The 26274-nt window shown below is 36.2% G+C and carries 21 protein-coding genes; 7 read left to right on the top strand and 14 right to left on the bottom strand.

Features of this window, described 5'->3' with window-relative positions:
- Positions 1–13: 13 nt before the first annotated feature.
- Together B9Y84_RS16550 and B9Y84_RS16545 are read left to right on the top strand one after the other, a co-directional pair.
- Complete coding sequence (locus B9Y84_RS16550) at positions 14–1627, top strand: BCCT family transporter (protein WP_085518506.1); 1614 nt, start codon at positions 14–16, stop codon at positions 1625–1627.
- A gap of 46 nt (positions 1628–1673) precedes the next feature.
- The gene (locus B9Y84_RS16545; protein WP_085518505.1) at positions 1674–2531 is read left to right on the top strand and encodes a universal stress protein; all 858 of its coding nucleotides are present in this window, start codon (positions 1674–1676) and stop codon (positions 2529–2531) included.
- A gap of 54 nt (positions 2532–2585) precedes the next feature.
- Here B9Y84_RS16545 and B9Y84_RS16540 read toward each other — a convergent pair whose 3' ends face one another.
- From B9Y84_RS16540 to B9Y84_RS16515, 6 genes are all read right to left on the bottom strand, one after another.
- Positions 2586–4073: a hypothetical protein gene (locus B9Y84_RS16540; protein ID WP_085518504.1), complete on the bottom strand. Its 1488-nt coding sequence runs from the start codon at positions 4071–4073 to the stop codon at positions 2586–2588.
- Positions 4070–4723 (bottom strand): hypothetical protein, encoded by a 654-nt coding sequence (locus B9Y84_RS16535; RefSeq protein WP_085518503.1) that lies wholly within the window; start codon positions 4721–4723, stop codon positions 4070–4072. The genes B9Y84_RS16540 and B9Y84_RS16535 overlap by 4 nt, the downstream gene beginning before the upstream one ends.
- Positions 4724–4903: 180 nt before the next feature.
- On the bottom strand, positions 4904–6010 hold the full coding sequence (gene dprA / locus B9Y84_RS16530) for a DNA-processing protein DprA (protein WP_085518502.1): 1107 nt from the start codon (positions 6008–6010) through the stop codon (positions 4904–4906).
- 23 nt (positions 6011–6033) lie between these two features.
- Complete coding sequence (locus B9Y84_RS16525; protein WP_085518501.1) at positions 6034–6369, bottom strand: MerR family transcriptional regulator; 336 nt, start codon at positions 6367–6369, stop codon at positions 6034–6036.
- 105 nt (positions 6370–6474) lie between these two features.
- Positions 6475–7668, bottom strand: coding sequence for a CapA family protein (locus B9Y84_RS16520; RefSeq protein WP_085518500.1), 1194 nt, complete (start codon positions 7666–7668; stop codon positions 6475–6477).
- A 64-nt stretch (positions 7669–7732) separates the two neighbouring features.
- Complete coding sequence (locus B9Y84_RS16515; protein WP_085518499.1) at positions 7733–8710, bottom strand: M23 family metallopeptidase; 978 nt, start codon at positions 8708–8710, stop codon at positions 7733–7735.
- Between the two features lie 167 nt (positions 8711–8877).
- Here B9Y84_RS16515 and alaS point away from each other — a divergent pair, with 167 nt between their 5' ends.
- The 3 genes from alaS (at position 8878) to B9Y84_RS16500 (ending at position 14205) form a co-directional block, all read left to right on the top strand.
- Positions 8878–11508, top strand: coding sequence for an alanine--tRNA ligase (alaS, locus tag B9Y84_RS16510; protein ID WP_085518498.1), 2631 nt, complete (start codon positions 8878–8880; stop codon positions 11506–11508).
- 4 nt (positions 11509–11512) lie between these two features.
- On the top strand, positions 11513–12976 hold the full coding sequence (gene gatB / locus B9Y84_RS16505) for an Asp-tRNA(Asn)/Glu-tRNA(Gln) amidotransferase subunit GatB (RefSeq protein ID WP_085518497.1): 1464 nt from the start codon (positions 11513–11515) through the stop codon (positions 12974–12976).
- A 104-nt stretch (positions 12977–13080) separates the two neighbouring features.
- The gene (locus B9Y84_RS16500) at positions 13081–14205 is read left to right on the top strand and encodes a peroxiredoxin family protein (protein ID WP_085518496.1); all 1125 of its coding nucleotides are present in this window, start codon (positions 13081–13083) and stop codon (positions 14203–14205) included.
- A gap of 632 nt (positions 14206–14837) precedes the next feature.
- On the opposite strand, the gene B9Y84_RS16495 is transcribed toward B9Y84_RS16500, so the two are convergent.
- Positions 14838–15914 carry a PAS domain-containing sensor histidine kinase gene (locus B9Y84_RS16495; RefSeq protein ID WP_085518495.1) on the bottom strand — a complete coding sequence of 359 codons (1077 nt, stop codon included), beginning with the start codon at positions 15912–15914 and terminating at the stop codon, positions 14838–14840.
- Positions 15915–16121: 207 nt separating this feature from the next.
- On the opposite strand from B9Y84_RS16495, the gene B9Y84_RS16490 reads away from it, so the two are divergent.
- Positions 16122–16949 carry a helix-turn-helix domain-containing protein gene (locus B9Y84_RS16490; protein WP_139828071.1) on the top strand — a complete coding sequence of 276 codons (828 nt, stop codon included), beginning with the start codon at positions 16122–16124 and terminating at the stop codon, positions 16947–16949.
- A 390-nt stretch (positions 16950–17339) separates the two neighbouring features.
- Here B9Y84_RS16490 and B9Y84_RS16485 read toward each other — a convergent pair whose 3' ends face one another.
- Positions 17340–20780 (bottom strand): amidohydrolase family protein, encoded by a 3441-nt coding sequence (locus tag B9Y84_RS16485; protein WP_085518493.1) that lies wholly within the window; start codon positions 20778–20780, stop codon positions 17340–17342.
- A 169-nt stretch (positions 20781–20949) separates the two neighbouring features.
- Between B9Y84_RS16485 and B9Y84_RS16480 the strand changes: the two genes are divergently transcribed.
- Positions 20950–21750, top strand: coding sequence for a DUF6503 family protein (locus tag B9Y84_RS16480; RefSeq protein ID WP_085518492.1), 801 nt, complete (start codon positions 20950–20952; stop codon positions 21748–21750).
- 41 nt (positions 21751–21791) lie between these two features.
- Here the strand turns inward: B9Y84_RS16480 and B9Y84_RS16475 are convergent, their stop codons facing one another.
- The 6 genes from B9Y84_RS16475 to B9Y84_RS16450 form a co-directional block, all read right to left on the bottom strand.
- On the bottom strand, positions 21792–22751 hold the full coding sequence (locus B9Y84_RS16475; protein ID WP_085518491.1) for a HipA domain-containing protein: 960 nt from the start codon (positions 22749–22751) through the stop codon (positions 21792–21794).
- A gap of 4 nt (positions 22752–22755) precedes the next feature.
- Positions 22756–23070, bottom strand: a complete 315-nt coding sequence (locus tag B9Y84_RS16470) for a HipA N-terminal domain-containing protein (protein WP_085518490.1) — start codon at positions 23068–23070, stop codon at positions 22756–22758.
- A 78-nt stretch (positions 23071–23148) separates the two neighbouring features.
- On the bottom strand, positions 23149–23358 hold the full coding sequence (locus B9Y84_RS16465; RefSeq protein WP_085518489.1) for a helix-turn-helix transcriptional regulator: 210 nt from the start codon (positions 23356–23358) through the stop codon (positions 23149–23151).
- Between the two features lie 285 nt (positions 23359–23643).
- Complete coding sequence (locus B9Y84_RS16460) at positions 23644–24006, bottom strand: hypothetical protein (RefSeq protein ID WP_085518488.1); 363 nt, start codon at positions 24004–24006, stop codon at positions 23644–23646.
- Positions 24007–24116: 110 nt separating this feature from the next.
- Positions 24117–24659, bottom strand: a complete 543-nt coding sequence (locus tag B9Y84_RS16455; protein ID WP_139828070.1) for a hypothetical protein — start codon at positions 24657–24659, stop codon at positions 24117–24119.
- A 151-nt stretch (positions 24660–24810) separates the two neighbouring features.
- On the bottom strand, positions 24811–26256 hold the full coding sequence (locus tag B9Y84_RS16450; RefSeq protein WP_085518486.1) for a S41 family peptidase: 1446 nt from the start codon (positions 26254–26256) through the stop codon (positions 24811–24813).
- Positions 26257–26274 lie beyond the last annotated feature (18 nt).

Below are 26274 nucleotides of genomic sequence, written 5' to 3'. Positions count from 1 at the left end.
AGAAGAGAAAACTATGAAGAATAAGTTAAGTAAGTATTTCGATGTTCATAAGCCTGTTTTTTGGCCCGCAACCATCCTAATTGTGGTGTTTATTGCGGTTACGCTGATTGTGGGCGAGCCTATGGAAAAAATATTCGCTGACATTCAAGGCGGACTTTCTGATTATGCAGGCTGGTTTTTTGTACTGGTGACTAATCTATTTTTGGTTTTCTGTATTGTGATCGGTTTCAGTAAACTTGGAAAAATAAAGTTGGGCGGTAAAGATGCCAAGCCAGAATTTAGCACAGGCTCATGGTTTGCCATGCTTTTCAGTGCAGGAATGGGTATCGGAATTATATTTTGGGGTGTGGCTGAGCCCATGACACATTTTCTAAATCCACCACAAGATGTAAATAGCGCTTCAGAAGCAGCAGAAAATGCTATGCAATTTAGTTTCCTTCATTGGGGGCTTCATGCATGGGGTATATATGCCTTAGTCGGCTTGTCTTTAGCATTTTTTGCCTTCTCAAGAAAGTTGCCACTTACCATCCGATCTGTTTTTTATCCTATATTAGGGGATAAAATTTATGGCTGGATAGGCGATGTGATTGATGTGGTCGCTGTACTGGCCACATTGTTTGGCTTAGCCACTTCCTTGGGTCTCGGAGTGAAACAAGTTAACTCCGGATTGACCTATCTCTTCGATATTCCTGATACGGTTACTACACAAGTGCTATTAATAGGGGGGATTACTTTGGTTGCGACCATTTCGGTTTTTTCAGGGCTGGACAAAGGCGTAAAAAACTTGAGCGAATTGAATATTAGAATTGGTGCAATATTCTTAATCTTTATAATAGCGGTTGGACCTACCTTATTTATTTTTGATTCCTACATACAAAACTTGGGAAATTATGTGCAGAACTTTTTTAATCTCAGTTTCTGGACAGAATCCTATGCTATGGAAGGCGAGGGAGGCTGGCAAAACGGTTGGACTGTGTTCTATTGGGCTTGGTGGATCAGTTGGTCACCATTTGTAGGGATGTTTATTGCGCGTGTTTCTAAGGGTAGAACAGTGAGAGAATTTATTACAGGCGTTTTATTAGTTCCCACTTTGCTTACTTTCTTATGGATGACTGCATTTGGTGGTACAGGTATTTGGGTTCAGTTGAATGGAATAGCCGATATAGGTCCTGATATTGTAGCTAATGCTTCCACAAGTCTTTTTGTGCTTCTGGAACAATTTCCTTTTACAGGCATAGCGTCTGGTATAGGAGTAATATTGGTTATCAATTTTTTCGTTACTTCATCTGACAGTGGGTCTTTAGTTATAGATAGTATTACCGCTGGAGGGAAATTAGATGCGCCTGTTGGTCAAAGAATTTTTTGGGCAGTTTCAGAAGGCGGGGTAGCCGCTGTATTATTAATTGGTGGAGGATTGACTGCTCTACAAACAGCCGCTATTACTACCGGCTTGCCTTTTGCTTTCGTATTGCTTTTAATGATGTTTAGCCTTTATAAAGGATTGATGAAGGAACATGCTCGTGGGTTGGCTGAAGATAAAGAAACAGATTTTGCAGCTTATCAGGACAAGCTTAAGAATGTCATAGGAAAAAGAAGCTCCAAGATTGAAAAAAACGAAGAAGGGTGAAGCCCGATAAGCTAAATTATTCATTAAACCATAAAAAATTATACACATGAAAAATGTACTCGTATTTATGGATATGTCCAAAATGGACGAGATTGTTTTGAAGCAAGTAAAACAGCTGGAGAGGGTCTGGGGTTTTGACAAGATATGCCTCATGCACTACATTGAACTTCAAGAGTTGACAGATGATTTCTCTACTCAGTTTCCTGATTTAGATAAGCCGCTTGAAGATATATTGGAAGATGAAATTGTAGATACAGCAATGAAGGTCGGATGGGAAAGAGATGATTTCTCTATAAAGATACACCGAAAAGGTGGAAAAGACGATTTAACGCATTGGGTAAACAATAGTGATTACAATTTGTGCGTTTTTGGAAAGAAAGTAATAAATCCAGGATCCGGAATCTTTGCTTCCAAGATCGCCCGTTTGATTGATAAATCAATTTTATTTACAACAGAGACTTCCCGACCGAATTTTGACAATGTCATGCTCTGTGTAGATTTCTCTTCTTACTCCAAGAAAGCCGTTAAATTCCTCAATCACTTTATTCCTGATTCTGCCTCAAATTTTAGTTTATTTCATGTGTATAAAGTTCCCGCTATTTATTTCCCTTTTGTAAAGCAGAAATCTGGACAATTGGTAGAGGAGGAAAAGAAAAAAGCGGAAAAGGCTTTAGATAATTTTAGAGAGAAATTTACCAAACAACCCAAATCTAATGCATGGGTAGAATTTGCCGATGGTCAGCCTTCAGATAAAGTGATATATAATTATGCAAGAACACATCATGTAGATTTGATTGTTGTAGGCATAAAAGGTAAATCTGATGATGATGATCTACTAATAGGATCTGTAGCAGAAAAACTGATTCAGTCAGATAGGCATGTGCCCGTTTTATTGGTGCAATAGTAATGCATTAGAGTGCTACAAATGAAATTAGTAGCACTCTAATGCTCAACAATTTTAGAACTCAACTATCTGAAGGTTAAATTCATTATTATTTAGAACAAATCCAGTCCCTTTCATTTTAACTGTCACCAATTTTGAAGGTGAAATCCACCTTGTATAGTTGTTGTTAATAAAATTTTGATCACAATCTTCAAAAAGAGGAGCCATTTTAGTGATTTTCCCATTGCTTAAGTCCACTTCTCTATGTATCATACAAAATGAAGCAAAGCCTGTTGGTTCCTTGCTTATCAGATTGAGCTTATTGTTGTTTATGTGGCTTGTTGTTTCAAGACCAGAATAGGCTGGAGTAAAAGGGTTGCTATAGTTGTAGTGTATACTTGCTTTTTTATCGATAACAGTGCTGAACTTAAACTTACCATCATTATCAAATCCAATTAGAAGTAAATCCTCTACAGTGTACAGGCGAGTGCTGGGCCCACTAGTTCTGGTTATCTCTTTATACTGCTTTTCCTCTAGCTGATAAATGATGTTGCCAGATCCAGTTCGGTACATCTTGGTAAATTGATACCCTTTTAATTTCTTAGGGTTTTTGCCTTCTTCTCCTATTGGGGCGGTGTCTCCCCATTTGTCATCGTAACTTTCATAAACATTTTGGTATAAATTATCTTTTACAAAGTCTTTGTCTAACACGACATGGTGAATTGCTTCGATATTTTCCTTAGTAAAATTGATTTCGAAAGTTTGTAGTCTGCTTAGTTCGTAGTTATCATAAGCATAACTAATCCCTATAGTAGCGTAGTCCCCATTATCTTGAAAAATGATATCATCAAAATATTCTTTTCCTTCAACTTTTGATTCTTTCTCTATGGTTTTTAGTAATTCGCCAGTGTTGTCATATAAATTAAAGAATAGTTGAGATTCAACATTTAAAGTTGCAAAGATTAGTTTGCCACTATTACTTAAATTTATTCCGTCTATATCCGCTCTTTTAGGAAGTTGGTATTGTATTGTTCCCAATTTTGAAGCTGAAGATGAGTTGTAAATTGTAAATTCTACAGGATTGTCATATTTTTCTTCAGGTATGTGAACAAGAGCGAAAAAATGGCCATTTTTAGAAGTAATTACGTCATGAAATTTCTCGTCTTCTTCAAGAAGAATCACTTTATTCAGTACTTTTAACTCTTTAATATCGTACAAACTGGAAACTATAGAGTAATTTTTATTCCTCCTTTTTCCATCAGTTAAAAACTCGAAAGAGATTATTTGATTTTTGCCTTCAATATGAGTGAACTGGGTTTTTATATTATGATCCTTTATTTGAATTGTTCCTTTTTCATTTAATTCATGATCATATTTCACCAAGTCAATTTGCTCTTTTTTTCTCTGAACCATTAAAAATTCAGTAGCATTAATATTTATAATTTGAGGTGAATAGCCATAGAAGGCTATGTTGTCATTAAGTTCTTTACTATTTAAAAGTTTCTGTGCCTTTAAATTAGTTGAAATGGATATAATTACGATTAGAATTACATTTTTAATCATCGGTGGTCTTTAAAAAATATGAATGATAAGTTGAATTGAGAAAAGGACTGCTCTACTATGCTGTTACTTTCTTGGTCTATGTATTGGTAATAGGTTGGGATTAAATTTTTTTCAAAGCAAATCTTCACGTTATCAAAGTATTTCTCACTTCTTCCAAAATCAAAGGCTAACTCAAATATAAATACGGGAGCGAAATAGGAAAGAAAGAATTCTGAATCTTGGTAAGACTCGTCTATATCTCCAAAATATCCTGTAAAAGAGTACCCTAGTCCTGCACCCAGTCCAAAAGGTAAGATGCTTCTTTTATTTGATCCAGCACCGTAGTTCAGTGTAATAAAGGTCGGGATATGTATAGATAAGAGAGGCGAAAAACTGTAGCCGTCTTCCAATGAGGAAAATAGTGCAGTGTGTAGCTGAGAGTAAGAATTTAGAGATAGTTCTTTTGCGAAATTGATGATCGGAAAATTCCCACCTATCATAAAGTCGAATGCTCGAGCTGCGTCCCACTCGCCAGGAATAGGATCTTGGTTTTCATCAAGATTTCTCACTGTGGCCGCTTGCAAGCCTATCCCATATTCAAAACTTTGCGCATTACTGAGGGCTAAGGAAGAAATGAATAGGATAATAATAGAAAAAAAATGCTTGCTCATTTTAGCAATTAAAATATGTAATGATTAAAAAGTTGCGCAAGTTATTCCTTAATTCCGCTACTAGGAACAAGGATCTTAAAAAAAAATGAAGTTTTAGATGAGATAAATAATCTACCGGTTGAAATGTGCTTTTGAAGGGACTGACATTAGGAAACAAAGTCAACAATTGTTTTACTATTATCAAGCCACCAAATACCTTTTGCCCGGTAAAGATTTAATTATGCCCTGCATTTCGAGATTCAATAAGATGCCTGCTAATTGATTGAGATTAATTTGACTTTTTATACTTAAAAGATCAATAGGAAGCTCTTTATTGTTTTGAAGCAAGGTGTTCATCACGCTTTGCTCTTCTTCATTTAAAGAAGATAAATCCAGTACCTTTTGTTTGATAGCAGCCTGGTTCTCTAGTTCCCAATTCATGATATACAGAACATCATCAGCAGTTTCCACTAAATGGGCTTTATGCTGTTTGATGAGTTTATTGCACCCTTCCGAATAAGTATCACCGATCCTACCAGGGAAAGCACCTACTTCTCGATCATAAGAATTTGCTAACTCAGCAGTGATTAAGGCACCACCTTTTTTTGCTGCTTCCACCACAATGACCAAATCTGCCATTCCCGCTATTATTCTATTTCTTGCTGGGAAATTGAAGGCGTCAGGTTTGGCACCAAAAGCTTGTTCTGAAATTATGCCACCTGCTTTTTGCATTTCCATAGCTGTAGATTGATGCGCAGAAGGATAGATTACATCTATACCTGAGCCCATTACAGCATAGGTGGAGAGATTGTTTTTTAAAGCAGCTCTATGAGCGTGGATGTCAATTCCATAAGCTAGTCCGCTCAAAATAATGGGATTTAAAGGACTGAGCTTTTCGATCATTTCCTCTGTTAGTTTTTTGCCGTAGTTAGTAGCATTTCTTGTGCCCACCACTGCTACAGTTGGTTGCTTTCTGTGAATTGGGAATTGACCTTTAGTGTAAATTAGAATGGGTGCGTCCGGTATTTGCTTTAAGCGAAAGGGATAATCTTTGTCTAAATAACTGGTGATTTTTACATTTTGTCTCTCAGCATTAGCAAACTCTTTTTCAGCGTAATCAGTAATTGCTCTGCTATTGATGTTGTCAATAGTCTTTTGACCAATACCTGGAATTTTCAACAATTTTGATTGCGGTAAATTCAAAACAGCCTCAGCGGAACCGCAATGACTGATAAGATTTTTGATCGTGACATTGCCAATTTTGGGGATTAAATGCAGGCTAAGCAAGGCCTTTTTCTCTGCATCCATATGGGTTTTGGTTGAATTGTGTTCTAAATATTTTCTTTTATTTCGGTTAAAAAGATCCTTATACTTCTAAGTGAGTCAAGCATTTCCATTTTATCCCGGACCTCGTTAGAATCATTTTTCAGCATGTCTTTAGCACCTTGCAGGGTGAATCCTTTTTCTTTTACCAAATGATAGATCAACTTCACATTTTCGATATCCTCTTTCGTGAATTGTCTGTTTCCTTTTCTGTTTTTCTTAGGCTTGATAATATCAAACTCTCCTTCCCAGAAACGAATCAAAGAGGTGGCTACATCAAATTGTTCAGCTACTTCACCAATGGTGTAGTATTTTTTCTCTATGGTTTTTTCCTTGTATGGCACGTAAATTATATATTTTCTAAAATTAGATCACACAAACTTTTATCATTCAGTACTAAATTTTAAATCACTACTACAATTGTCCTTTAATTGACGAATAGATTCAATTTAAAATTGGTCATGAATATAGCGAATATTCCCTTCTGGGTCAATTAAAATCTTCGATTCCGGAAAATCAGATTCTGTTAATTCTTTTATTTTTCGAGCCGCTCCGTGGTTTACGTCAATTCCAGGCACTCCAGCACCTTTTTGATGAGCGGAAATAATTTTTCCTTTTATAAAACTTCCATCTTCTGTAATCCAAACTTTAGCTATAGGAGCTAACCCATTTTCTCCTCTCAAATTGAACCTTCCATAAGTTGCAAAATTGCCTAAGCTGTAAGCTATAAATCTATTTTTATAGACCTCTATGGCTCTGGCTACATGAGGTCCATGGCCAAAAATAATGTCTGCACCGGCATTTATCATTTCATGAGAAAATTCGTACACGTTCCCTCTGTTTTCTCCATAAAAATATTCTCTTTCTCGAGTAACATGTTGGTATTTCTTACCTTCAGCTCCTCCGTGAAAAGAAACAATAATAATATCTGATAAACTATCTAAATGCTCGATTAAGGATTTTGCAGCATCTAAATCATTGATGCTTTGAGTACCATTGTTGGGAGAGAAGGCCACAAAACCGTATTTTATTCTTTCATGTTCGAAAATGGTAAAAGGCTGAGCTAATTGACCAGCATGATGGATTCCCAGACTGTCTAAGACGCGCATGGTATTCTTTCTACCTGTATCTCCGAAATCTCCAGCATGATTATTAGCCAAACTCATTAGATCTATTCCTGCATCAACGTAATGTTGCGCTAAATATTCAGGGCTTCTAAAAATATAGCATAATGACGGATCGGAACAACTTTTAGCTTCTCCTCCTTCATTTAGAATAACTCCCTCTTGATTTCCGAAAGTTAGATCAGCATCTCGTAAAACATAAGAAACAGAAGATAACATATATCTTCCTGAATCAGCCGGTAAATAGCCGTCATTTGGGAAATTTGTTCCAATCATAATATCACCAACGCCTATAATACTTATGGTATCAGGTTTTTTAGGATGGATTTTGATGGTCACTTCTTCCTGAACTTTAATAGTATCTTTAAGAGCAATCTGAGCAGTATCTTTTACTTGCTGAGTACTGTCAACTTGAGTTTGTGCTTCTCTGGTATCGTCCTTTTGTGCTGTTTTTTGTAAAGATTTACATCCTGAAAGGATGAAAAGTACTATAAAAAATGTGAAAACAGATTTAGTCATTATTTATGAGGCTAAAAAAAGCAGTCTCTCGACTGCTCTTTAATATTTTAAATCTTTTTTATGATTAACCTAGTGATTGATTTTCTCTCGATGATAATTCTAGTAATTTTTCATATTCCTCATCTGATACATCCTGATAGAAATAGTGTACAGGATTGATAGGTTTATTGTCTTTATGAATTTCATAGTGTAAGTGAGGAGCTGTTGAAGTTCCTGTGGTACCAACAAAACCGATACAGTCACCTCTTTTCACTTTATCACCTCTTTTTACATTAAAAGATGACATGTGAGCATATTTGGTAATAAAGCCATATCCATGGTCTATCACTACTAATTTACCAAACCCTCCAAAAGTACTTTGTACTCTCACAATCTCACCGTCTCCTGTAGCATAAATTGGCGTACCTCTTGGTGCAGAAAAATCACAACCTTCATGAGGTCTCACTACTTTCAAAATTGGATGCATCCTCATTCCAAAGCCCGAAGCTAATCTTTTCAATTCTTTATTAGGGATAGGTTGAATAGCAGGAATTGAAGCCATCATTTCTTCTTTATTCTCTGCCATTTCCAAAATCTCATCGTAAGATTTTGTTTGGATATACATTTGTTTTTTGACCTTATCCAATTCTTGCATCATGCCGAGAATCAAATTCTCACGTTCTAGCTCACTTTCAATGATATTCTTATAACGTTCAGCACCACCAACTCCAGCTGCACGAATGCTAGATGGTATAGGTTCTGCTCCCATAATATTTCTGTAGACTTCATCATCTCTTTCTTGAAGGGATGATAAAACTTTTTGAACATTAGTTACTTCCTTTTCCATCATGTCATAATAGAATTGAAGTTCTTTGTTTTCTTTCTTGAGCTGGGCTTCCTTTGGAGAGTCGAAATAAGAGTTATAAACAATGATGATACCGACAGCCAAAATTAAAGATACAGACAAAAAGCCCAATAAATTTAAAAATATGTCCCACTTTGATACCTTTACTCGCTCATATCTGCAAGTTTCGGTGTCGTAATAGTATTTAATTCTTGCCATTCCGTTTTAGACTAGTTAAAATCTTCTAATTTTGTACTCGGATTCTTTAATCCGCAAAATTGCACAAAGGTTCATCAAAAATCAAATTTTTTGATAAATCTAATTGATAAAGGCAAATATAAGTAATTATTTTTAAAGTAACACATTAAATACAAATACTTTACTACATGACTTCCAGCGAGATACGTAAAAAATTCTTGAATTATTTTCAAGAAAAAGAGCATAAAATAGTGTCCTCAGCCCCTATGGTGATCAAAGATGACCCTACGTTGATGTTCACCAATGCCGGTATGAACCAATTTAAAGATTACTTTTTAGGGAATAAAAAAGCAGAGGTCACAAGAGTTACGGATACTCAGAAATGTCTTCGGGTTTCTGGTAAACATAATGATTTAGAAGAAGTGGGCCATGATACCTATCATCACACCATGTTCGAAATGCTTGGTAACTGGTCGTTTGGAGATTATTTCAAAAAAGAAGCAATCGAATGGTCATGGGAATTGTTAACAGAAGTCTTCAAATTGCCAAAAGAAAGATTGTATGTGACAGTTTTCGAAGGTGATAAAGAAGATAATATACCATTTGACCAAGAAGCCTACGATTTTTGGAAATCTCATATTAATGAAGCTAGAATATTAAAAGGAGATAAGAGTGATAATTTCTGGGAAATGGGTGATACTGGTCCTTGCGGGCCAGCTTCAGAAATCCATGTTGATTTAAGAGACGAAGCTGATATTGCCAAAATACCTGGAAAGGATTTGGTCAATAATGACCATCCTTTGGTGGTAGAAATATGGAATTTGGTATTTATTCAATTCAATAGGAAAGCGGACGGAAGTTTACATGCATTGCCGGCAAAACATATTGATACAGGTATGGGCTTTGAGCGTATTTGTATGGCTATTCAAAATAAAAAGTCAAATTATGATACTGATGTTTTTACACCCTTACTAGATGAATTAGCAAAGATTTCTGGTAAACCTTATGGGGAGCTAGGTAAAACGGATATCGCATTTCGTGTTATTGTTGATCATATTAGAGCCATATCCCTTTCTATTTCGGATGGACAATTACCCTCAAATAATAAAGCGGGATATGTAATCAGAAGAATACTGAGAAGAGCCGTTAGATATGGCTATACTTTCCTCGATTTAAAAGAGCCTTTCCTTTTTAAATTAGTTTCCATTTTAGCTAAGCAGTTTGAAGAGGTTTTTCCAGAACTAAAAGCACAGCAAGAATTGGTGGAAAAAGTGATTAAGGAAGAGGAAACTGCATTCTTGAGAACTTTGGAAAACGGTTTGAGAAGGTTGGACAGTATTAAAGCTGAGTTGTCGGCAAATAGTGACACCATGATTTCGGGTGCAGTTGCTTTCGAATTATACGATACTTATGGTTTTCCATTAGATTTGACTGCATTAATTGCCAAAGAGAACGGTTTAAAAGTAGATGAAAAAGGTTTTGAGCAAGCGATGCTTAAGCAAAAAGACCGGTCAAAATCAGCTGCCAAAATGGAAACTGGAGATTGGCAAATTGTGAATGAGGGAAGTGATGTAGAATTCATAGGTTATGATGAAATTCAAGCTGAAGCCAAGATTTTAAGATATCGCTCTGTGAAAACTAAGCAGAAAGAGCAAATTCAATTGGTATTGGATAAAACTCCGTTTTATGCGGAAAGTGGAGGACAAGTAGGCGATACTGGTATCCTGAAAGTGGGTGATGAAAGCATCAAAGTCTTGGATACAAAAAAAGAAAATGACTTGATTGTTCATTTCGTAGATAAGGTTCCTGCTCAATTGGAGGCTAAGGTTCACGCTTTAATAGATAATGAACGAAGAAGGAAGATAGTGTACAACCATTCTGCCACTCATCTTTTGCACGCTGCATTACGAGAGGTTTTAGGTGATCACGTACAACAAAAAGGCTCTTTGGTTTCAGATAAGATTTTACGTTTCGATTTTTCTCATTTCTCCAAGATGACGGATGAAGAAATTTTGAAAGTGGAGCGTAGGGTAAATGAGAAAATTAGGGAGAACATTCCTCAACAAGAAGAACGAAATATTCCGATAGAAGAAGCGAAGTCGAAAGGAGCTATGGCACTTTTTGGAGAAAAATACGGTGATCATGTGCGGATGATCACCTTTGATCCCAATTATTCTGTGGAGCTTTGTGGTGGGGTACATGTTCCTGCCACTGGAAACATTGGCCAGTTTAAAATTACAACAGAAACATCTGTTGCAGCTGGAATTAGACGAATTGAGGCGTTAACTGCGGAAAAAGCAGAAGAGTTTGTGTTAAATCAGGAAACAATTTTGAAGCAAATAAATGCTTTATTAAAAAGCCCGAAAGATTTGGCTCAAGCAGTAGAGCAGTTAATGAAAGAGAAAAATGAACTGCAAAAATCTTTAGAAAAAGAGCAATCAAAGCAAGCTGGGCAGTTAAAGGATGAATTGATTAAGAATGCTGAAAAACAAAATTATATTTCGGTCATCATCAGCGAAATTACATTACCCAATGCTGACGCTTTGAAGAAGTTATCTTTTGAATTGAAAAATGAGATCGCTTCATTATTTGCCGTTTTAGCTTGTAATGTGGACGGAAAACCACAAATTTCAGTAGTGGTTTCAGAGAATTTGGTCGAAAGTAAAGATTTGAATGCCGGAAAAATTATTAGAGATTTGGCTAAACATATACAAGGTGGAGGCGGTGGTCAAGCCTTTTTTGCGACAGCAGGTGGTAAAAAATTAGAAGGGTTAGCCGATGTTGTAGCACAAGCCAAAACTATGGCTCAGGAATTATAAAAATATGGCTTTAGACAAATCCATAAGAGATAAATATAGGGTAGTAATTGGACTAGAAGTGCATGCACAGTTGCTGACTGAGAGCAAATTTTTCTGTTCTGATGCTACTGTTTTTGGTGCAAGTCCGAATACCCATATTAGTCCTATTTCACTGGGGCATCCCGGCACTTTACCCATGCTTAATAAGAAAGCAGTGGATTATGCTATAAAAATGGGTTTGGCATGTGAATGTAGCATTACAGAAGAAAATATATTTGCCAGAAAAAATTATTTCTATCCTGATTTACCAAAAGGCTATCAAGTAACCCAAGATAAAGCCCCTATTTGCCTAGGCGGCCAAGTTTGGATACAGGCTAAAGGAGAGTCTGAAGAAAAAGCGATAGCCTTGAATAGAATTCATATGGAAGAAGATGCCGGTAAATCCATTCATACGGAGGATGCTACTGATACCTTGGTGGATTATAATAGGGCTGGAGTGCCTTTGATTGAGATAGTGACCGAACCGGATTTACGCAGTGCAGATGAAGCCTATTCTTTTTTAACGGAGATTAGAAAGTTAGTAAGGTATTTGGAAATTTGTGATGGTAATATGGAAGAAGGTTCCTTGAGATGTGATGCCAATGTTTCCGTTATGCTCAAGGATGCCAAAGAATATGGAAGCAAGGTGGAGGTGAAGAATATGAACTCCATCAGAAATGTACACCGGGCGATTGAGCATGAAGCTGAGCGCTTAATTCAATTGGTTGAAAGTGGTGAAAAAGTGATTTCAGAAACCCGTGATTTTGATGCCGCTACAGGAACAACTTCTAGTTTAAGAACTAAAGAGGAGCTCAATGATTATCGTTATTTTCCAGAGCCGGATTTATCACCTTTGATAGTAAATCAATCATGGGTTGAGGAAGTGAAAGCCCAAATGCCAGCTTTACCTCGTGAATTAAAGCGTAAATTCATGGAAATTTATAAATTACCGGAGTATGATGCGCAGGTTTTAACAGACAATAAAGATTTTGCGATGTATTTTGATGCTGTATGTCAGGAGACCAAAAACTACAAAGCCGCTTCAAATTGGATGATGGGAACAGTTAAATCATATTTGAATGATAAGAATATTAACTGTAGAGAATTTCCAGTGTCGCCAAAGCAGCTTGCTGGATTGATTCATTTAGTTGAAGATAATAAAGTGAGTAATACTGTAGCCAATCAGCAGATATTCGTTAAAATGCTTGAGATTAAAGATGCTGATGCTGAATCGATTGCAATTGAAGCGAACCTAATTCAAGAAAGTTCGTCTGAGAATATTCAGCCCATTATAGATGAGGTTCTATCTGAAATGGCTGATAAAGTAAAGGATTATAAATCCGGTAGAAAAGGATTGATTGGCTTATTCGTTGGGGAGGTGATGAAACGTAGTAAAGGAAAGGCTGATCCCAAAAAGACAAATGAATTATTAAAACAAACTTTGAAATAGATTATGAAATCGACATTAAAAATCAACTTCAAATTTTACACTAACTGAAGCTGAATTTTTAATCAAAGATTCCATATGGCAATTTAAAAACAAACCAAATACATATGAAAATTATTTTTAAAAATAGTGTTTTGGCTATTTTAGCTACTTTGCTTTTCGTAGCATGTGGGAGTGATAAGGAAAAACAATCGGGGACTACAATTAGCGGTACTGTTGAAAATCCACAGGATCAAGGAGCGATTACGTTAGCTAAAATAAGTGCAGGAAAAAGAGAGGTAGTAGATACATTATATCTGGATGCTAAAAATTCTTTCGAAACTACCGTAGAGACTAGTGGTCCTGAGTTTTTTCAACTTAATTTTTACAATACTCAAGTGGCTACTTTAATTGTGAATGATGAAGAGTTAGAGATTGTAGCAGATGGTAGTGAGAGAAGTGGAAAATTGGAAGTTACGGGTTCTAAAGATATGGAGTACATGACTGAACTTCAGGATATTATGAAGCAGCAAAATGATGAGGTTCAAGAAATCAATAAAGAGTTTATGGAGGCTCGTAAAGCTCAGGATGAAGAGAAAATGAAAAATATTCAGGATGATTTTCTTTTGATGCAAGAAAAGAAAAAGGAGAATATAAAAGAAAAAGTGGAGGAAATGGTGCCATCCTTAGCGGCTATTCAAGCCATGAATTTTTTCAGTCCTAATGAAGATTTTCAATTTATGCAATCTGTTGCTAACCGCATTGCTGAAGCGCATCCCAACTCTGAAATGGCTACATATTATAAAAAGCAAATGGATGAGATGGCTAAAATTTCAGTTGGAGCTCAAGCCCCTGATTTCACTATGCCAACTCCAGATGGGAAAGAAGTGAGTTTGAAAGATTTTAGAGGAGATTATGTTCTAGTTGATTTTTGGGCAGCTTGGTGCAAGCCTTGTCGTCAGGAAAATCCTAATCTTGTAGAAGCTTACAATAAATACAAAGATCAAGGCTTTCAAATGCTAGGAGTGTCACTTGATAAAAAACGGGAGGATTGGTTGAAAGCGATCGAAACTGATAATCTCGAATGGACTCAGGTTTCTGAATTACAATATTGGCAAACACCAATTGTGCAAGAATATAAAATCAATGGTATACCATTCTCATTATTATTGGATCCTGAAGGTAAAATAGTTGCTAAGAATTTAAGAGGTGAAAGACTTCATGAAAAATTAGCGGAGATTTATGGGAGTTGATTTAAGAAAATAAAATCATATAGAAGTCCCTGATTCAGCAATGAGTTAGGGCTTTTTTTTATTCTATGATGTAAGCTTTGTCCACTCCATGTCCCCATGGTTGGTGGCACACCAACCATTCCAGAATTTGATACCATAAATTTGATTAGATAAGTAGGTGTTCATTGTAAAGCACAATATTAGATAAGATCGTCATCCCTTTGAAGAAAGGAATATTGCCTATTGAAAGTAAGTTTCAATACATTTATCCAACAAGTAGAATCTGGCTATTCGACATTTGCAATGTCGATTTCAGCTCGTAGGATTTAATCCGTAACTAAGTCAAGAATTTTAATTATTGTATAGTAAAAATAATATATCGAAGTCATTTGAATACGTAGTAAAAAACTAGAGTGCTTCCTACTTTGTGACTTTGACAGTTCACCAGAATGTGTTGTAGCGATCGCTTTCATTTACTGCTTCCAGCCAGGAAAAGTAGATTGCAGTTATGCGGATTACAAATCCACGGCTAGGAAGTTCGACATGATAAATATGGAATAGCAAGATAGATCCCCACCTTCGTGAGGATGACGCACGGAATTAAGTGAGCAATATGATAAACAGTTGATCAGTAATAATAGACTTAATCCCCCTCACTTCAATTTCTTATTAAAAGTAATTGCAAACTTGGTTCCTTTGTTCACTTCACTTTCAACATTAATGTTTCCACCAAGGCTAGTAACATGGGTGTGAACTAAATACAGGCCAATCCCCTTGCTATCTTCATTGTGATGAAAAGTTTGATGCAAGCCAAAAATACGGTCTTTTACCTTTTCAATGTCAAAACCAATTCCATTATCTTCATAGGATAATTCGATTTTAGAAGTTAGATCTTGAGATCTGATCCTTATTTCAGGAGTTTTTTCTGGTGCAGTATATTTGATGCTATTAGTGATGAGATTTAGAAATATGCTTTCCATGTAATCTCTGTTAAATTCAACTTCAGGGCAATCTTTAAAATCAATTAGAAAATTAGCACCAGATTTACTCACTAAATTGTTAATGGAATCAAGCACTATTTCGAGACTTTTGTCAAATGAAACTTCTTCTACTAGTATGTTATGGTTGCTAGTTTCAACAAGGGAATTGATGTAGAATTTCATTTTCTCTTCCAATTGATCAATTCCTCTCTTTATTAAGTTGATCAGTTTTTTGTTTTTATCATCCTCAATTTTATTCATATCAATCATTTCTATGATTGAATTAAGATTATTAATAGGGGCTCTTAAGTCATGAGATGTTTTATAATTAATTTGCTCAAAATTTTTATTGCTTTTAGAGAGCTCTGCTAAATGCATATTTCTTTCCGCTTCCAGTCGTTTTTTGTGCGTGATGTCTTTTGCAATTGCAAATATGACTTTCTCTTCCTCCGAGGGAATGGAAGTCCAAGAGAACCATACTATTTTTCCTTTTTTTGTAATATATCGATTTTCGAAATAGTGTAGTTCACTTGACTTGGTTAATTTTTTCCTTGCAGATGCAGTTTCTTTCTGGTCTTCTGGATGGACAAAATTATTGATCGGTTTAGCGTATAATTCTTCCAATGAGTACCCTAGTGTTTTGGAAACTGCAGAATTCACCTTTTTGAAATAGCCATCGTAACTGGCAATGCAAACTAAATCAGTTGTGAGTTCAAAAAATCTTTCAAAATTAAAAGTAGTAGGACTCATTAAAAATATTCCAGTGAAAATATGATTCTTTAAAGATACTGTTTTTTTAAATTAGAGTATGAAATTATTTTAATTGAATAGTAGAAATTGCCTAAATTGGGATTAAAAGCTGTTTGTCGGGTTAAAGTCGGCTTTAATCCATTTTAATTCGTTTTATTTTAAGTTAATAAAAAGCTACTTGCCATGGTCAACAAAACAATGTATAACATGAAACAACCTGAATTAGGCCATAAAATCCAAAATTGGAGAAAGGCACAAGGACTTACGCAAGAAGAGCTTGTAGAAAAATGTAATTTAAATGTTCGTACGCTTCAGCGGATTGAGGCGGGAGAAGTGCTTCCAAGAAGCTATACAGTGAAAACAATCTTGGAAGTGCTAAAGGTGGACTTTTCTGAACTTAATTTAAAAGAGGAGCAGAAGAATCAATTATCTATTTTATTAGAAAATAAGAGGTCATTTTTGAAATGGGGAGCAATTCTAGGAATAGTGTATCTATGCCTGTCTTTTGTCGAAGGCTTTATGGAGATTGGATTCTACGATGAAAGTATTAGCGATATTTCGGGTTTAAGTTATAGCCTAGTAAAAATAGGAGTGATGCTGACATTTGCTGTGTTTTATTATGCCTTCTATCTAATTGGAAAAGCCATTAATGATGACTTCGTAAAGGTTAGTGCGCTATTTTTGATTGTACTTATAGTGATCAGTAATATTAATGATATAGCCGTGTTTTATTCAGGTTATCTGTCAGTAGAGACGCTGTTGATACTGAGAAGCGTTATCTTCGGTATTGGCTATTTATTATTGGGGACAGCTTTTGCTTTAAGGCAAAAATCCTTAGGGACACTTTCATTGGTAACTGGGATTTTTGGTATTGTAACTGGTCTGGGATTTGTAAGTGTCTTAATGGCAATTCCTGCGCTCTTTACTTTGACTGTATTTGAAATTCTAATGCTCGTGATGATCTTTAAGGTGATGAATTCAAATGAAGTTTCTGGTGGGAAAGAGACTAATCAGTTTTCTGCCGTACTTTCTTAAAATGTGCTAAGAACATTTAAAAATGGGATTCTGATACTAAATCGGAATCCCTTTTGAATTTTTTTTAAAATCAAATCTTAATCTCCTGCCTTTAAATCAGTCCTATCTTGTTTTGAATATTAAAATAATGAAGAGGAATTTTGTATAGCTTCTAGGTGCGATCAGGACGTTCATCCCTGCTAAGGTGGGAAATTAGCTATTCGGTATTTGCAATGTCGAATAAAGTTCATAGGATTTGTAATCTGGCTATTTCCGCGAATCAACCTTATAGGATTTCGACATTCCAAATGTTGAACAGTTAACATTTTTTTTATCAATAAATAGAGTGATAAAAAAAGGGATTCTGATCTAAAAACAGAATCCCTTTTGAATTTATTTTAAGATTAGATCTTAATCCTTCTCAACACCTGGTACATTCTCAGGTCTCTTAGTTTGCCATTCAAATTTCTCCGTCTTCTTTTCTCTTGGGGCTACTTCATCTAAGGTATTCGAATCATAAACTCTACCATTTTTGATTACATGAGTTAAGGTGTTGGTATTTCTGATTTCTTCTAATGGATTTTTATCCATAATCAATAAGTCAGCTAATTTACCTTCTTCTATACTTCCTAAGTCACCTTCTAGCCCTAATGCTTCCGCTCCTAGGATTGTAGCAGTTCTTAAAGCATCCAGATTCGTCATGCCACCGCTGGCAACAGACCATAGCTCCCAGTGATAACCTAAGCCTTGTAACTGCCCGTGGCTACCCACGCCACCAATACCATCAGCTTCAACTAAGTCTTTCATGAATTTAGCATGCTTAGGAAATACATGTTCCTCTTTCATAAACCATGCACCTCTTCTTCTTGACTTTTGAGCTAATTCCTCATAAGGTGTGAAATATTGTAGCTTCTCATCATGGTAAGGGTCTTCAGTGGCATAGTAATACTCTTCAGCCCAAGGTCCACCATAGGAAACCAAAAGGGTAGGAGTGACTGCCATTTTTGATTCAGCAATTGTTTGTACCGCATCTTTGTAAATACCTACAATCGGTAAACTATGCTCATGACCAGGATAACCGTCTAATAACTGCGTCATGTTCAGTTTGTAATCTAACCCACCTTCAGTAGTTGGCATCAACTCTAGTTCCTTAGCGGCCATGATGATCCATTGTCTCTGCTGACGATTACCTACCAAATACATTTTAATACTCTTGGTATCATAGTATTCGCTGTATTGCTTTAAGACCTCCTTGGCGTGCTCCAAAGATTTGATTTTATACATCCAGTAGCCAACGCCAGGGCCTGTACTGTATACTCTAGGTCCGTGGATCATCCCTGAATTCACCATGTCTGAATAAGTCAAAACATCGGTTGTAGCCGTTTGTGGATCACGAGTGGTAGTAACGCCATAAGCTAAATTAGCTGAGTAAATCCAAACCTGATTTTTATGTAACCCCCAATTTGGCCACATATGCGCGTGTGTATCTACAAATCCTGGTGTGATGGTTTTACCGCCAGCATCAATGGTTTTAGCTCCTTTTGGAACTTCTAAACTACCACTTTCTCCAACAGCTTTAATGCGGTTGTCTTCAATTAAGATATCTCCATTTTCAATCACGCCCTGATCAGACATGGTGATGATTCTTGCACCTTTTAAAAGGATAGTACCTTCTGGAATATCTTTTTCGTAAGCTACTTTTACTTTTATCTCTTTAGCCGTGAAGCCTTCCTCTTTCTCTTCTTTGTCTTTTTTCTCATCTGCTTTTTCTTCCTTGTCCTCTTCTTCTTGGTCTTCCTCAGAATCTTTATCTTCCTCTTTTTCTTCCTCTTTCTTTTTAGCGGCTTCTTTTTTAGCAGTGGCAACACTATCTGCATAGGCTTTGCCAGCAGCTAAGTCATAAATAAAGTGACTTGCTCCTAAAGACCAATGTACTTTTTTGCTGTCACCAGACCAAGCAGGGAATTCTCCACCCATGACGGTTAATTTCATAGCAGGAAAAGCAGCATTATCTGCTTTCGCTAATGATATTTTAGGAGTTTGACCATATTTCGGGATAGTCACCGAATACACATCATTATTGATTTTTGCTAAAGCCGTTTCTCCATCTGGTGAAATTCTAATTTCCGATGGTTTCGAAGCTTTATTATTTTCTCTCCATGCCTTCTCATCACCCGGTAAAATATTATGAGAACCATCGTGCGCATGAATCATGTCGATAGATGAGCCATAAGTAGTGATTCCTGTCAATTGCAAATGCTCCTTTTCATCTGTTCCATCCCATCTTATTGAGATTAATCCTTTAGAACCATGATTGAGATAGATTCTATCTGCTACTTTTGAGAAATGCGGAGTGCTTCTTCCTTTTGCTTTGTCAATTAAAGTTACTTTTCCACCCTCGGTAGAAATCCAGGCTAAATCTTCCATCATTAATGAACCGAAGGGATCAACTGCATCTTTATAAACCTGATTCGCTCCTCTATTGAATACAATTCTATTTTGAGTATATGACCATTCTGGATCAAGGTATAGGGCTGGGTTTTGTGTCAGCTTTACAGCTTTGCCTCTGCCATTGGAATTGATTTTATATAAATGCCCACCTTCTTTTTCTTCCCAAGTCGAGAATACAATTTGACTGCCATCTGGTGACCATGCCGGCATCGCTTCAGTAAAGTTATGCTTCGTTAATCTTTTTGGTTCACCATTAGGCAAATCCATCACGTACAATCTGTTTAAAGCAGTAAAGGCTAATTGGGTTCCGTCTGGAGACGGTACACCATCTCTTATTTGGGTTACAAAAGCTTCTTTATTATCTGAAATAGGATATTCGAATTTCAATCTTGGGCCTAGCTCCAATTTCAAGTCTACTTCGAATGGAATTTCAGAAGCCATTTTTGCATTGATGTCGATTTTATGGATTTTACCGCCATAAGTAGCGATTAGAAATTTGCTATCAGGCGTGAATGACATGGCAGGATAAACGCCTAAAGGAGCGATTGATTCTTGCTCATCTCTCTGAACAGGATAGGCTAACCATTCTTCATCACCTGTTTTTAAATTTCTCCTCACTAAGCCAGTTTCTGTTTCAAAACGAGTGCCATACACTAACCATTTTCCATCAGGTGATAAAGTAGGAGTGAAGGCTGATCCGTAGCGTGAAGTGATGGTAGCTATATCACCATCTTCCATATCGTAAGTGCCGATTTGATATTGCGGGAATTGCGCATTGTAGTTCCAAGCGGATCTTCTTTTAGAAAAATAGACTAATTTTCCATCATGACTAATAGCTGGATCAGTTGTTTTTAAATTTTCAGGCTCATCAATTAATTGAGCACCAGAACCACCTTCTTTGTGGTAAATATGTAGTTTGATGTTTCTTCTGCCTTTAGCGCCTACTATATATTCGCCATCTGGAGTCCAGTCGGCTGAGAAATAGTTTTGATTGTCATCTTTGGTGATTTGCTTCATCTCTTCAGAAGCCAAATCCATTGTCCAGATGTTGTCTGAACCGCTTTTATCAGAGATGAAAACGATCGATTTTCCATCTGGGCTGTAGCGAGGATGCACATCATAAGGCATTCCTTCTGTGATTTTAGTGGCTTCCCCACCCGTAAAAGGAATGGAATAGATATCTCCCATCATATCAAAAATAATAGTCTGCCCATTCGGACTCACATCCACAGAAAGCCAGGTACCTTCTTTGGTGTTAAACTCGATGGTTCTTTCCGGCTCAAGCGGAAGCTCTTTTGTGGCTTTTTTAGTACTGTCAGCTTTTTCGGCTTCCTGGGCAAAGGATCCGAAGTTGAAAGCTATTAAGCCGATTAGCATGAATAGTATTGTATATTTCCTCATAGATTAAAAGATTATTTATACGAGAAATTTAGTGAAATTTGCCAATTATGCGCTCAGTTATTTTAGGAATGGTAATTTGATAATCTGAAATAAAAATGAAAATGATGGTCAGCTGACAATTTAGGTGAAATAGTGATAGTACATTAGCCTTTATAATTAAAGAAACGATATGAGATATTTAGTAATCCTTGTTTCCTTGGTTTTGGCTTCATGTTCAAGTCAAAAGGAAAATAAACAAGAAAAATCACCAAAGAGCTCAGCTGTAGCAGAGCAAGTTAATCCGATCATAAAATCCATTCAGGAGGCTCATAAGCTTGATGCGTTTATGCAGGAAAAGATTATTTCTTTTGATATCAAATTGATTTTTGGAGGTAATGAGCGATTGAACGCTAGGATTTATTCTACCACTAATTCTTCTAAAGTACTGGTGGAGAATTCAGAGGACACTCGCTTATTGTTTGACGGAAATGAAATCTGGATTCATCCAAAAGATAGCTTATACGATGGGGCAAGATTTGATGTCTTGACCTGGTCTTACTTTTTTATGGCGCCTTTTAAGTTGAACGACCCAGGAACACATCATACGGAACCTAAAAAATTACCCTATCAGAAAAATGACAGTTTGATGACCACTAAATTGACCTTTGGAGAAAATATTGGAGATGCTCCAGATGATTGGTATGTGGTCTATCAGAATGAAGAAAGTAAAGTTTTGGAAGCCATGGCCTATATCGTAACTTTTGGTGGTCGAGATCAAGCCAAAGCAGCTCAAAACCCACATGCGATCAGCTATTCGGATTATATAAAAGTAGAAGGCATTCCCTTTGCACAGCAATGGAAGTTTTGGAATTGGAGTGAAGAAGAGGGTTTACAAGATCAATTAGGAGAAGCCACTATTTCTAATATTCAATTCTCAGGTGATGCTTCGGTTTTTAATAAGAAAAAGAGAGCCGTGAAGGTGGCTGAATGATTTTGGGTGATCTGCATTTTAGGCCTTTTAGTAGCTAGTTTCTATAGTTCAATTTGAATTGATTTTCGTTTAATTAAAGAGATATATTCAATTTTCATTTCCTCTGACAAAAAACTATCCATTATAAACTGCTTCCATTTAGGAAGTAGTTTATAATATTTTTTAAATACGTTTTCAATTACTTTTTGATCTAATCCAGCACCTGCCATCGCAGTTTCAAAATCTTTTCGGTTAATTTTTTTCTTCTTACCGTTCAAGTTTAATGCAAGGTCTTCATTGTCTCCCTCTACCACCAATTCAGATGCCACTAAGTCATATGCGGGACACAAATCATATTTCTGGTTTCTTTTTAGCAGTGAGAAATTTTTTAAATGCATGTCATTGTTACCAGTTAAAAAGCAAAACAGCACCAATTCATAATAATCTGTTACGTCTAATCCTGGGTTAGCCGTATATTTCTTAATAGCCTTTGCAATTTGTTCATGAGAACCTTTGTATTTATGTTCGGTGAGCCTTTCTGTTAATTGGCACATATCTTCCATATGGAATTTTTCACCCTTAAAACGATCAATTCTTTTTGTGATGTAGGCTAGTTGTCCTAATTTAAGTTTTATTAATGAATGTTGAACTGTTTTAATCTTACTTATTTCAGCAAGATGCATTGTTAAGTCTTCTATTTCAGGCAAGTTTGGATATAATTCAGCCTTGGGTTTTAATATATATTCTCCCCATAATCCGACAAGGGTAAAACGTTCAGGGGTATCCCTTTTCTTACTCAATCCAAGTGACAGTTTCGGTTGTACACCAGTCACAGTTTTTTTACTTTTAATGACCTGCTCTGCTAATTGTAATAGTTGATCTTCTGTAAAGTCTAGGAGTGGTGGTGTAGGTTTACCATAAATTTTTTTACTGCACTTAGGATGATACCCTTTCTGCCCTGCAGCAGTATTTAAATCTGCAGAATCTATTGTTTTGTAGCAGTATAAACACTTGTTTTTCATAGGTCTAAATTTCTTTTATTGATACTGCACCGATACAATCTTGACATGTCTTTAGTAATATCTCCATCCTGTCTGTCGGGTTTAATTTCCAGTTTTTTTGGGCTATATCGAGTAACCATCCTTCTGGTATTAGGCCATCAAAAAAGGGGAATATCACCTTACTATCATACTGTTTTTCTTTAAGTGGAAGTGTTAAACTTATGGGCTCAGCATCACTTTTTTCCAGGTATGATTTTTCATATTCAAAATGGAAACCGTTTTCGTCCTCTGTTAGTATTGCTGCTAACTTATCATGCATGTATACTTTAGCTTGCTTCATTTCATGTGTATATTTATTAGTGTTCAAAGGTCACATGGAACTCGACTTAAAATAAATATCGTAAAACCTACTAACATTTTATGGCTCGTTTCTTTCTGATTGTATTGGGCCAAGTTCATGACCAAATAATGTTAGCACCTGATTGACTTTATCCATTCGTAAACTAGGTTTTCCTTGCTCCAAATCTCGAATAAACCTCAGTCCTACACCAGATTTGAAAGAAAGATCTTCTTGAGTTAGTCCTAGAGATTTCCTCTTTTCTTTTACGAATTGACTTAATTTATTCATGTTACTATACCTCTTAGGGTATAAATGTATGAATTATTATTTAAATATACCTTTTCGGGTATAAAAAATGCTATTTATTATGATTTATACCTCTTCGGGTATAATTTGATTGGAATTATCTAAGATTATACCTGATAGGGTATAATGAGCTATACTATTACAGTGGTATAATGAGCTATACTATTACAGTGGTATATCGAGCTCACTATTACAAATATCTCAAAGTGAAATAGGCTTTGGTTAGGGAGGATGGAGATGCAGCGTGCCAGTTATAAAGTGGTAAGCCTATTTTTCTTCCACTATTTTTTCATAGTCCACGCTGGCTTTTGCTCTGCCTTCTGGGTTTGGATCTAAGTAGAGTTCGTAGCCTTTTAAGAGTTTTACTTTTTTTACTTCATCTTTCAAGATCGAAATTTCTTCTATGACTTTCCCTTCTTGCTGAACTCTAATAGAGAATTCCCTCTTCCCAATATTCTTGACGATGGCATAGCAATCTTGTCCGAAATAAGGGTTTATGGTGGCATCTTGACCAGAACCTTTTCCTGTCATAATCATACTCTGAGAGGGTTCTAATACGAATTTGGTTTGTGCACTGCTTTCAAAATGCAGAAATAATAATAGCGAAGTGACAAGGATTATGATTTTCATGACGGTATGATTTTCTTATGAAAGCGGCATTAAATATATTCTAATTTTCGGGTTATAAGTAAATGTTTAATTCTTTCATTTCAGCGATGATACAAAAGCGTTCTATATGGCTAGAAGGATACTCCAATGCCCATATATAAACCAATAGGATAAGCAGCGCCTACTCTAAAAAACATGCCTTTTTTTTCTTGAAATCGATATCCCACTAAAAAATTAGCTTTGGTAATGGTGTTTTCCGTTTCTTGATTAGGGTCAGGAAACTTATAGAACGTAACGAAACCTACTGATAAACCCGTACCTAATTCTAAGTGATTGGCACCTGTTCCAGTTAAAACTATAAATTGCAAAGCAGTTTCTATTCCGTATGGTATGGGCGCAGGAGCAAAGCCATTAGCCTCAACGAATCTACCAAGACCTGCATTCAAATAGTAACGTGAGAATATCCGTTTGTCTGACGATTTCAAGAGTCTTTCGTAATTAAAACCCGCTCTGCTGTAAACTAATAAAGTGGTCCCTCCATTTATACTAGCAGTATTTTTATTTATTTTTTCATCTTGAGCATAACAAATAAAGTTTAAACAAGTCAGCATTAGGGCTATCCCAAAAGACTTACAACACAATTTGTCAGTGATCACTTTTAAAGTTGAATTCAATTTTACTGGATTCTGGTTCGTTAAGAAATTTAAAATAATTATCCCATTAAACCTATATCAGAACATTAAAAATATGCCACTGGGTATTATCTTATCTGTTAACTTCTTAAATTTTACTAAGAACTTCAAATAAGCATTATTTAAACTATAACTACTTTTCTTGCTGTATCAATTCTTTCATATGTTCAATTGAATAGCTTAGCACATCAACATCTTTGTCCACAAAAACATCAGGAGCAATTCCATAAGGATCGATGGGGTTATCTTTCAGATCACTTGCTCGGAAGGAAGAAGGATATGTTAAGTCAAAGCACCCAATGTTTTTGGTTAATCCATTAAACCCATCAATGATGCCCGCTGTATTCTGACCATATACTACGACCTTATCGCTTTGATTAGCTCTGAACACAAATGTTTCGCCAGAGCTAACGGTGTTTTCATCAGTTAGTAAAATCACCTTTTGAGAGGGCGAATAAATGGTATCGGGTTCATAAGTAGAATCATAATCTGGATTTTGAAAAAAGGCTGTTCCTTCTAGAGACATTACGTAGTCATACATTTCGCGCTCTTCTTCATCATACTCCTCTAATGGCTTTTCTTCTAGACCACTACTTTCAAGGAACAGCGCTATATTTGCTTTGCTCATCCAAAGCCCTGAATTAGGGATCTTGATGGGTCCATTCAAAATATAGGGTAGCACAGGGTAATAGGTGGCATCGTTTCCGCCATTGTTATCTCGGACATCTACTATAATGAAATCAGCTGCAATTAGCTTGTCGTGATTAGCCTTGACAATACTATCAACATAAGCCGGTTCTACAGTGAAGAAATCAGGGAATCTTAAATAAGGGATTCCTTCTACCTCAGTAAAATGAAACTGATTAAATTTTAAATCTACTTCCGAAATAGGATTCGCCATATCTGTTGCTGGCCAAACTTTTGTCCAATCTCCAATATTATTTCGGAAGCTAAGCTGTTGGGTGTTTTGCTGCTCAGCTGTCGTAGTTCTTGGAGAATGGTTTCCCATGTAAAACTGCGCATCATAACGATTACCAAAAACTGTTGTAAGCTCAAACTTTACATCATCTTTACTCCAGTTGTCATTCGTACTTTCTAATAAAACCCCCACGAAATCGACTTCCTTTTCTCTGCCTTCAGGATTGGGAATGATGGCCACTGTATAGGCTTTAGAGGTCCAGATACCTAAAAGAGGGTTTTTATGATAGGCTAATTTTTTATAATCGGATTTGAAACGTTTTTCTGATATCTTGATCTTCTCACTATTGAGCTCGGTCTCGGTAGAGATTCCGATATAGGTGTGTCCATCGCGAAAGAAATCAAGCCATTGCTCAAGTACTTGCTTACAGTCGGCTACAGACTCTTGCTGCATTGCTTTTTGTCTCATCAGTGCTGTATGCGCTTTGTATAGTTTCCTGTTCTCATCCGTTACTTTGAATTGAAAAAGGGAATAATCTTGTTCGTAAGTTTGAACTGTTTGATCAAAGGAGTCACTACATTTACAATTTTGACTTTTTACTGTGTTGATCATCAAGGTGAAGAATACCAAGATGAAAAGGGTTTTTAAGATTGATTGCATTTAGGTTCTTTTAAGGGT

Source organism: Marivirga sericea (genome assembly GCF_900177665.1).
Classification (GTDB): Bacteria; Bacteroidota; Bacteroidia; order Cytophagales; family Cyclobacteriaceae; genus Marivirga; species Marivirga sericea.
Note: the sequence above shows the minus strand (reverse complement) of the source record. Positions and strands in the feature narration are given on the sequence as shown.

Excerpts from the sequence above, each read along its gene's own strand:
- B9Y84_RS16550 (WP_085518506.1), top strand. The coding sequence starts at position 14 with ATGAAGAATAAGTTAAGTAAGTATTTCGATGTTCATAAGCCTGTTTTT.
- B9Y84_RS16545 (WP_085518505.1), top strand. The coding sequence starts at position 1,674 with ATGAAAAATGTACTCGTATTTATGGATATGTCCAAAATGGACGAGATT.
- B9Y84_RS16540 (WP_085518504.1), bottom strand. The coding sequence starts at position 4,073 with ATGATTAAAAATGTAATTCTAATCGTAATTATATCCATTTCAACTAAT.
- B9Y84_RS16535 (WP_085518503.1), bottom strand. The coding sequence starts at position 4,723 with ATGAGCAAGCATTTTTTTTCTATTATTATCCTATTCATTTCTTCCTTA.
- dprA (WP_085518502.1), bottom strand. The coding sequence starts at position 6,010 with ATGGATGCAGAGAAAAAGGCCTTGCTTAGCCTGCATTTAATCCCCAAA.
- B9Y84_RS16520 (WP_085518500.1), bottom strand. The coding sequence starts at position 7,668 with ATGACTAAATCTGTTTTCACATTTTTTATAGTACTTTTCATCCTTTCA.
- B9Y84_RS16515 (WP_085518499.1), bottom strand. The coding sequence starts at position 8,710 with ATGGCAAGAATTAAATACTATTACGACACCGAAACTTGCAGATATGAG.
- alaS (WP_085518498.1), top strand. The coding sequence starts at position 8,878 with ATGACTTCCAGCGAGATACGTAAAAAATTCTTGAATTATTTTCAAGAA.
- gatB (WP_085518497.1), top strand. The coding sequence starts at position 11,513 with ATGGCTTTAGACAAATCCATAAGAGATAAATATAGGGTAGTAATTGGA.
- B9Y84_RS16500 (WP_085518496.1), top strand. The coding sequence starts at position 13,081 with ATGAAAATTATTTTTAAAAATAGTGTTTTGGCTATTTTAGCTACTTTG.
- B9Y84_RS16495 (WP_085518495.1), bottom strand. The coding sequence starts at position 15,914 with ATGAGTCCTACTACTTTTAATTTTGAAAGATTTTTTGAACTCACAACT.
- B9Y84_RS16490 (WP_139828071.1), top strand. The coding sequence starts at position 16,122 with ATGAAACAACCTGAATTAGGCCATAAAATCCAAAATTGGAGAAAGGCA.
- B9Y84_RS16485 (WP_085518493.1), bottom strand. The coding sequence starts at position 20,780 with ATGAGGAAATATACAATACTATTCATGCTAATCGGCTTAATAGCTTTC.
- B9Y84_RS16480 (WP_085518492.1), top strand. The coding sequence starts at position 20,950 with ATGAGATATTTAGTAATCCTTGTTTCCTTGGTTTTGGCTTCATGTTCA.
- B9Y84_RS16475 (WP_085518491.1), bottom strand. The coding sequence starts at position 22,751 with ATGAAAAACAAGTGTTTATACTGCTACAAAACAATAGATTCTGCAGAT.
- B9Y84_RS16470 (WP_085518490.1), bottom strand. The coding sequence starts at position 23,070 with ATGAAGCAAGCTAAAGTATACATGCATGATAAGTTAGCAGCAATACTA.
- B9Y84_RS16465 (WP_085518489.1), bottom strand. The coding sequence starts at position 23,358 with ATGAATAAATTAAGTCAATTCGTAAAAGAAAAGAGGAAATCTCTAGGA.
- B9Y84_RS16460 (WP_085518488.1), bottom strand. The coding sequence starts at position 24,006 with ATGAAAATCATAATCCTTGTCACTTCGCTATTATTATTTCTGCATTTT.
- B9Y84_RS16450 (WP_085518486.1), bottom strand. The coding sequence starts at position 26,256 with ATGCAATCAATCTTAAAAACCCTTTTCATCTTGGTATTCTTCACCTTG.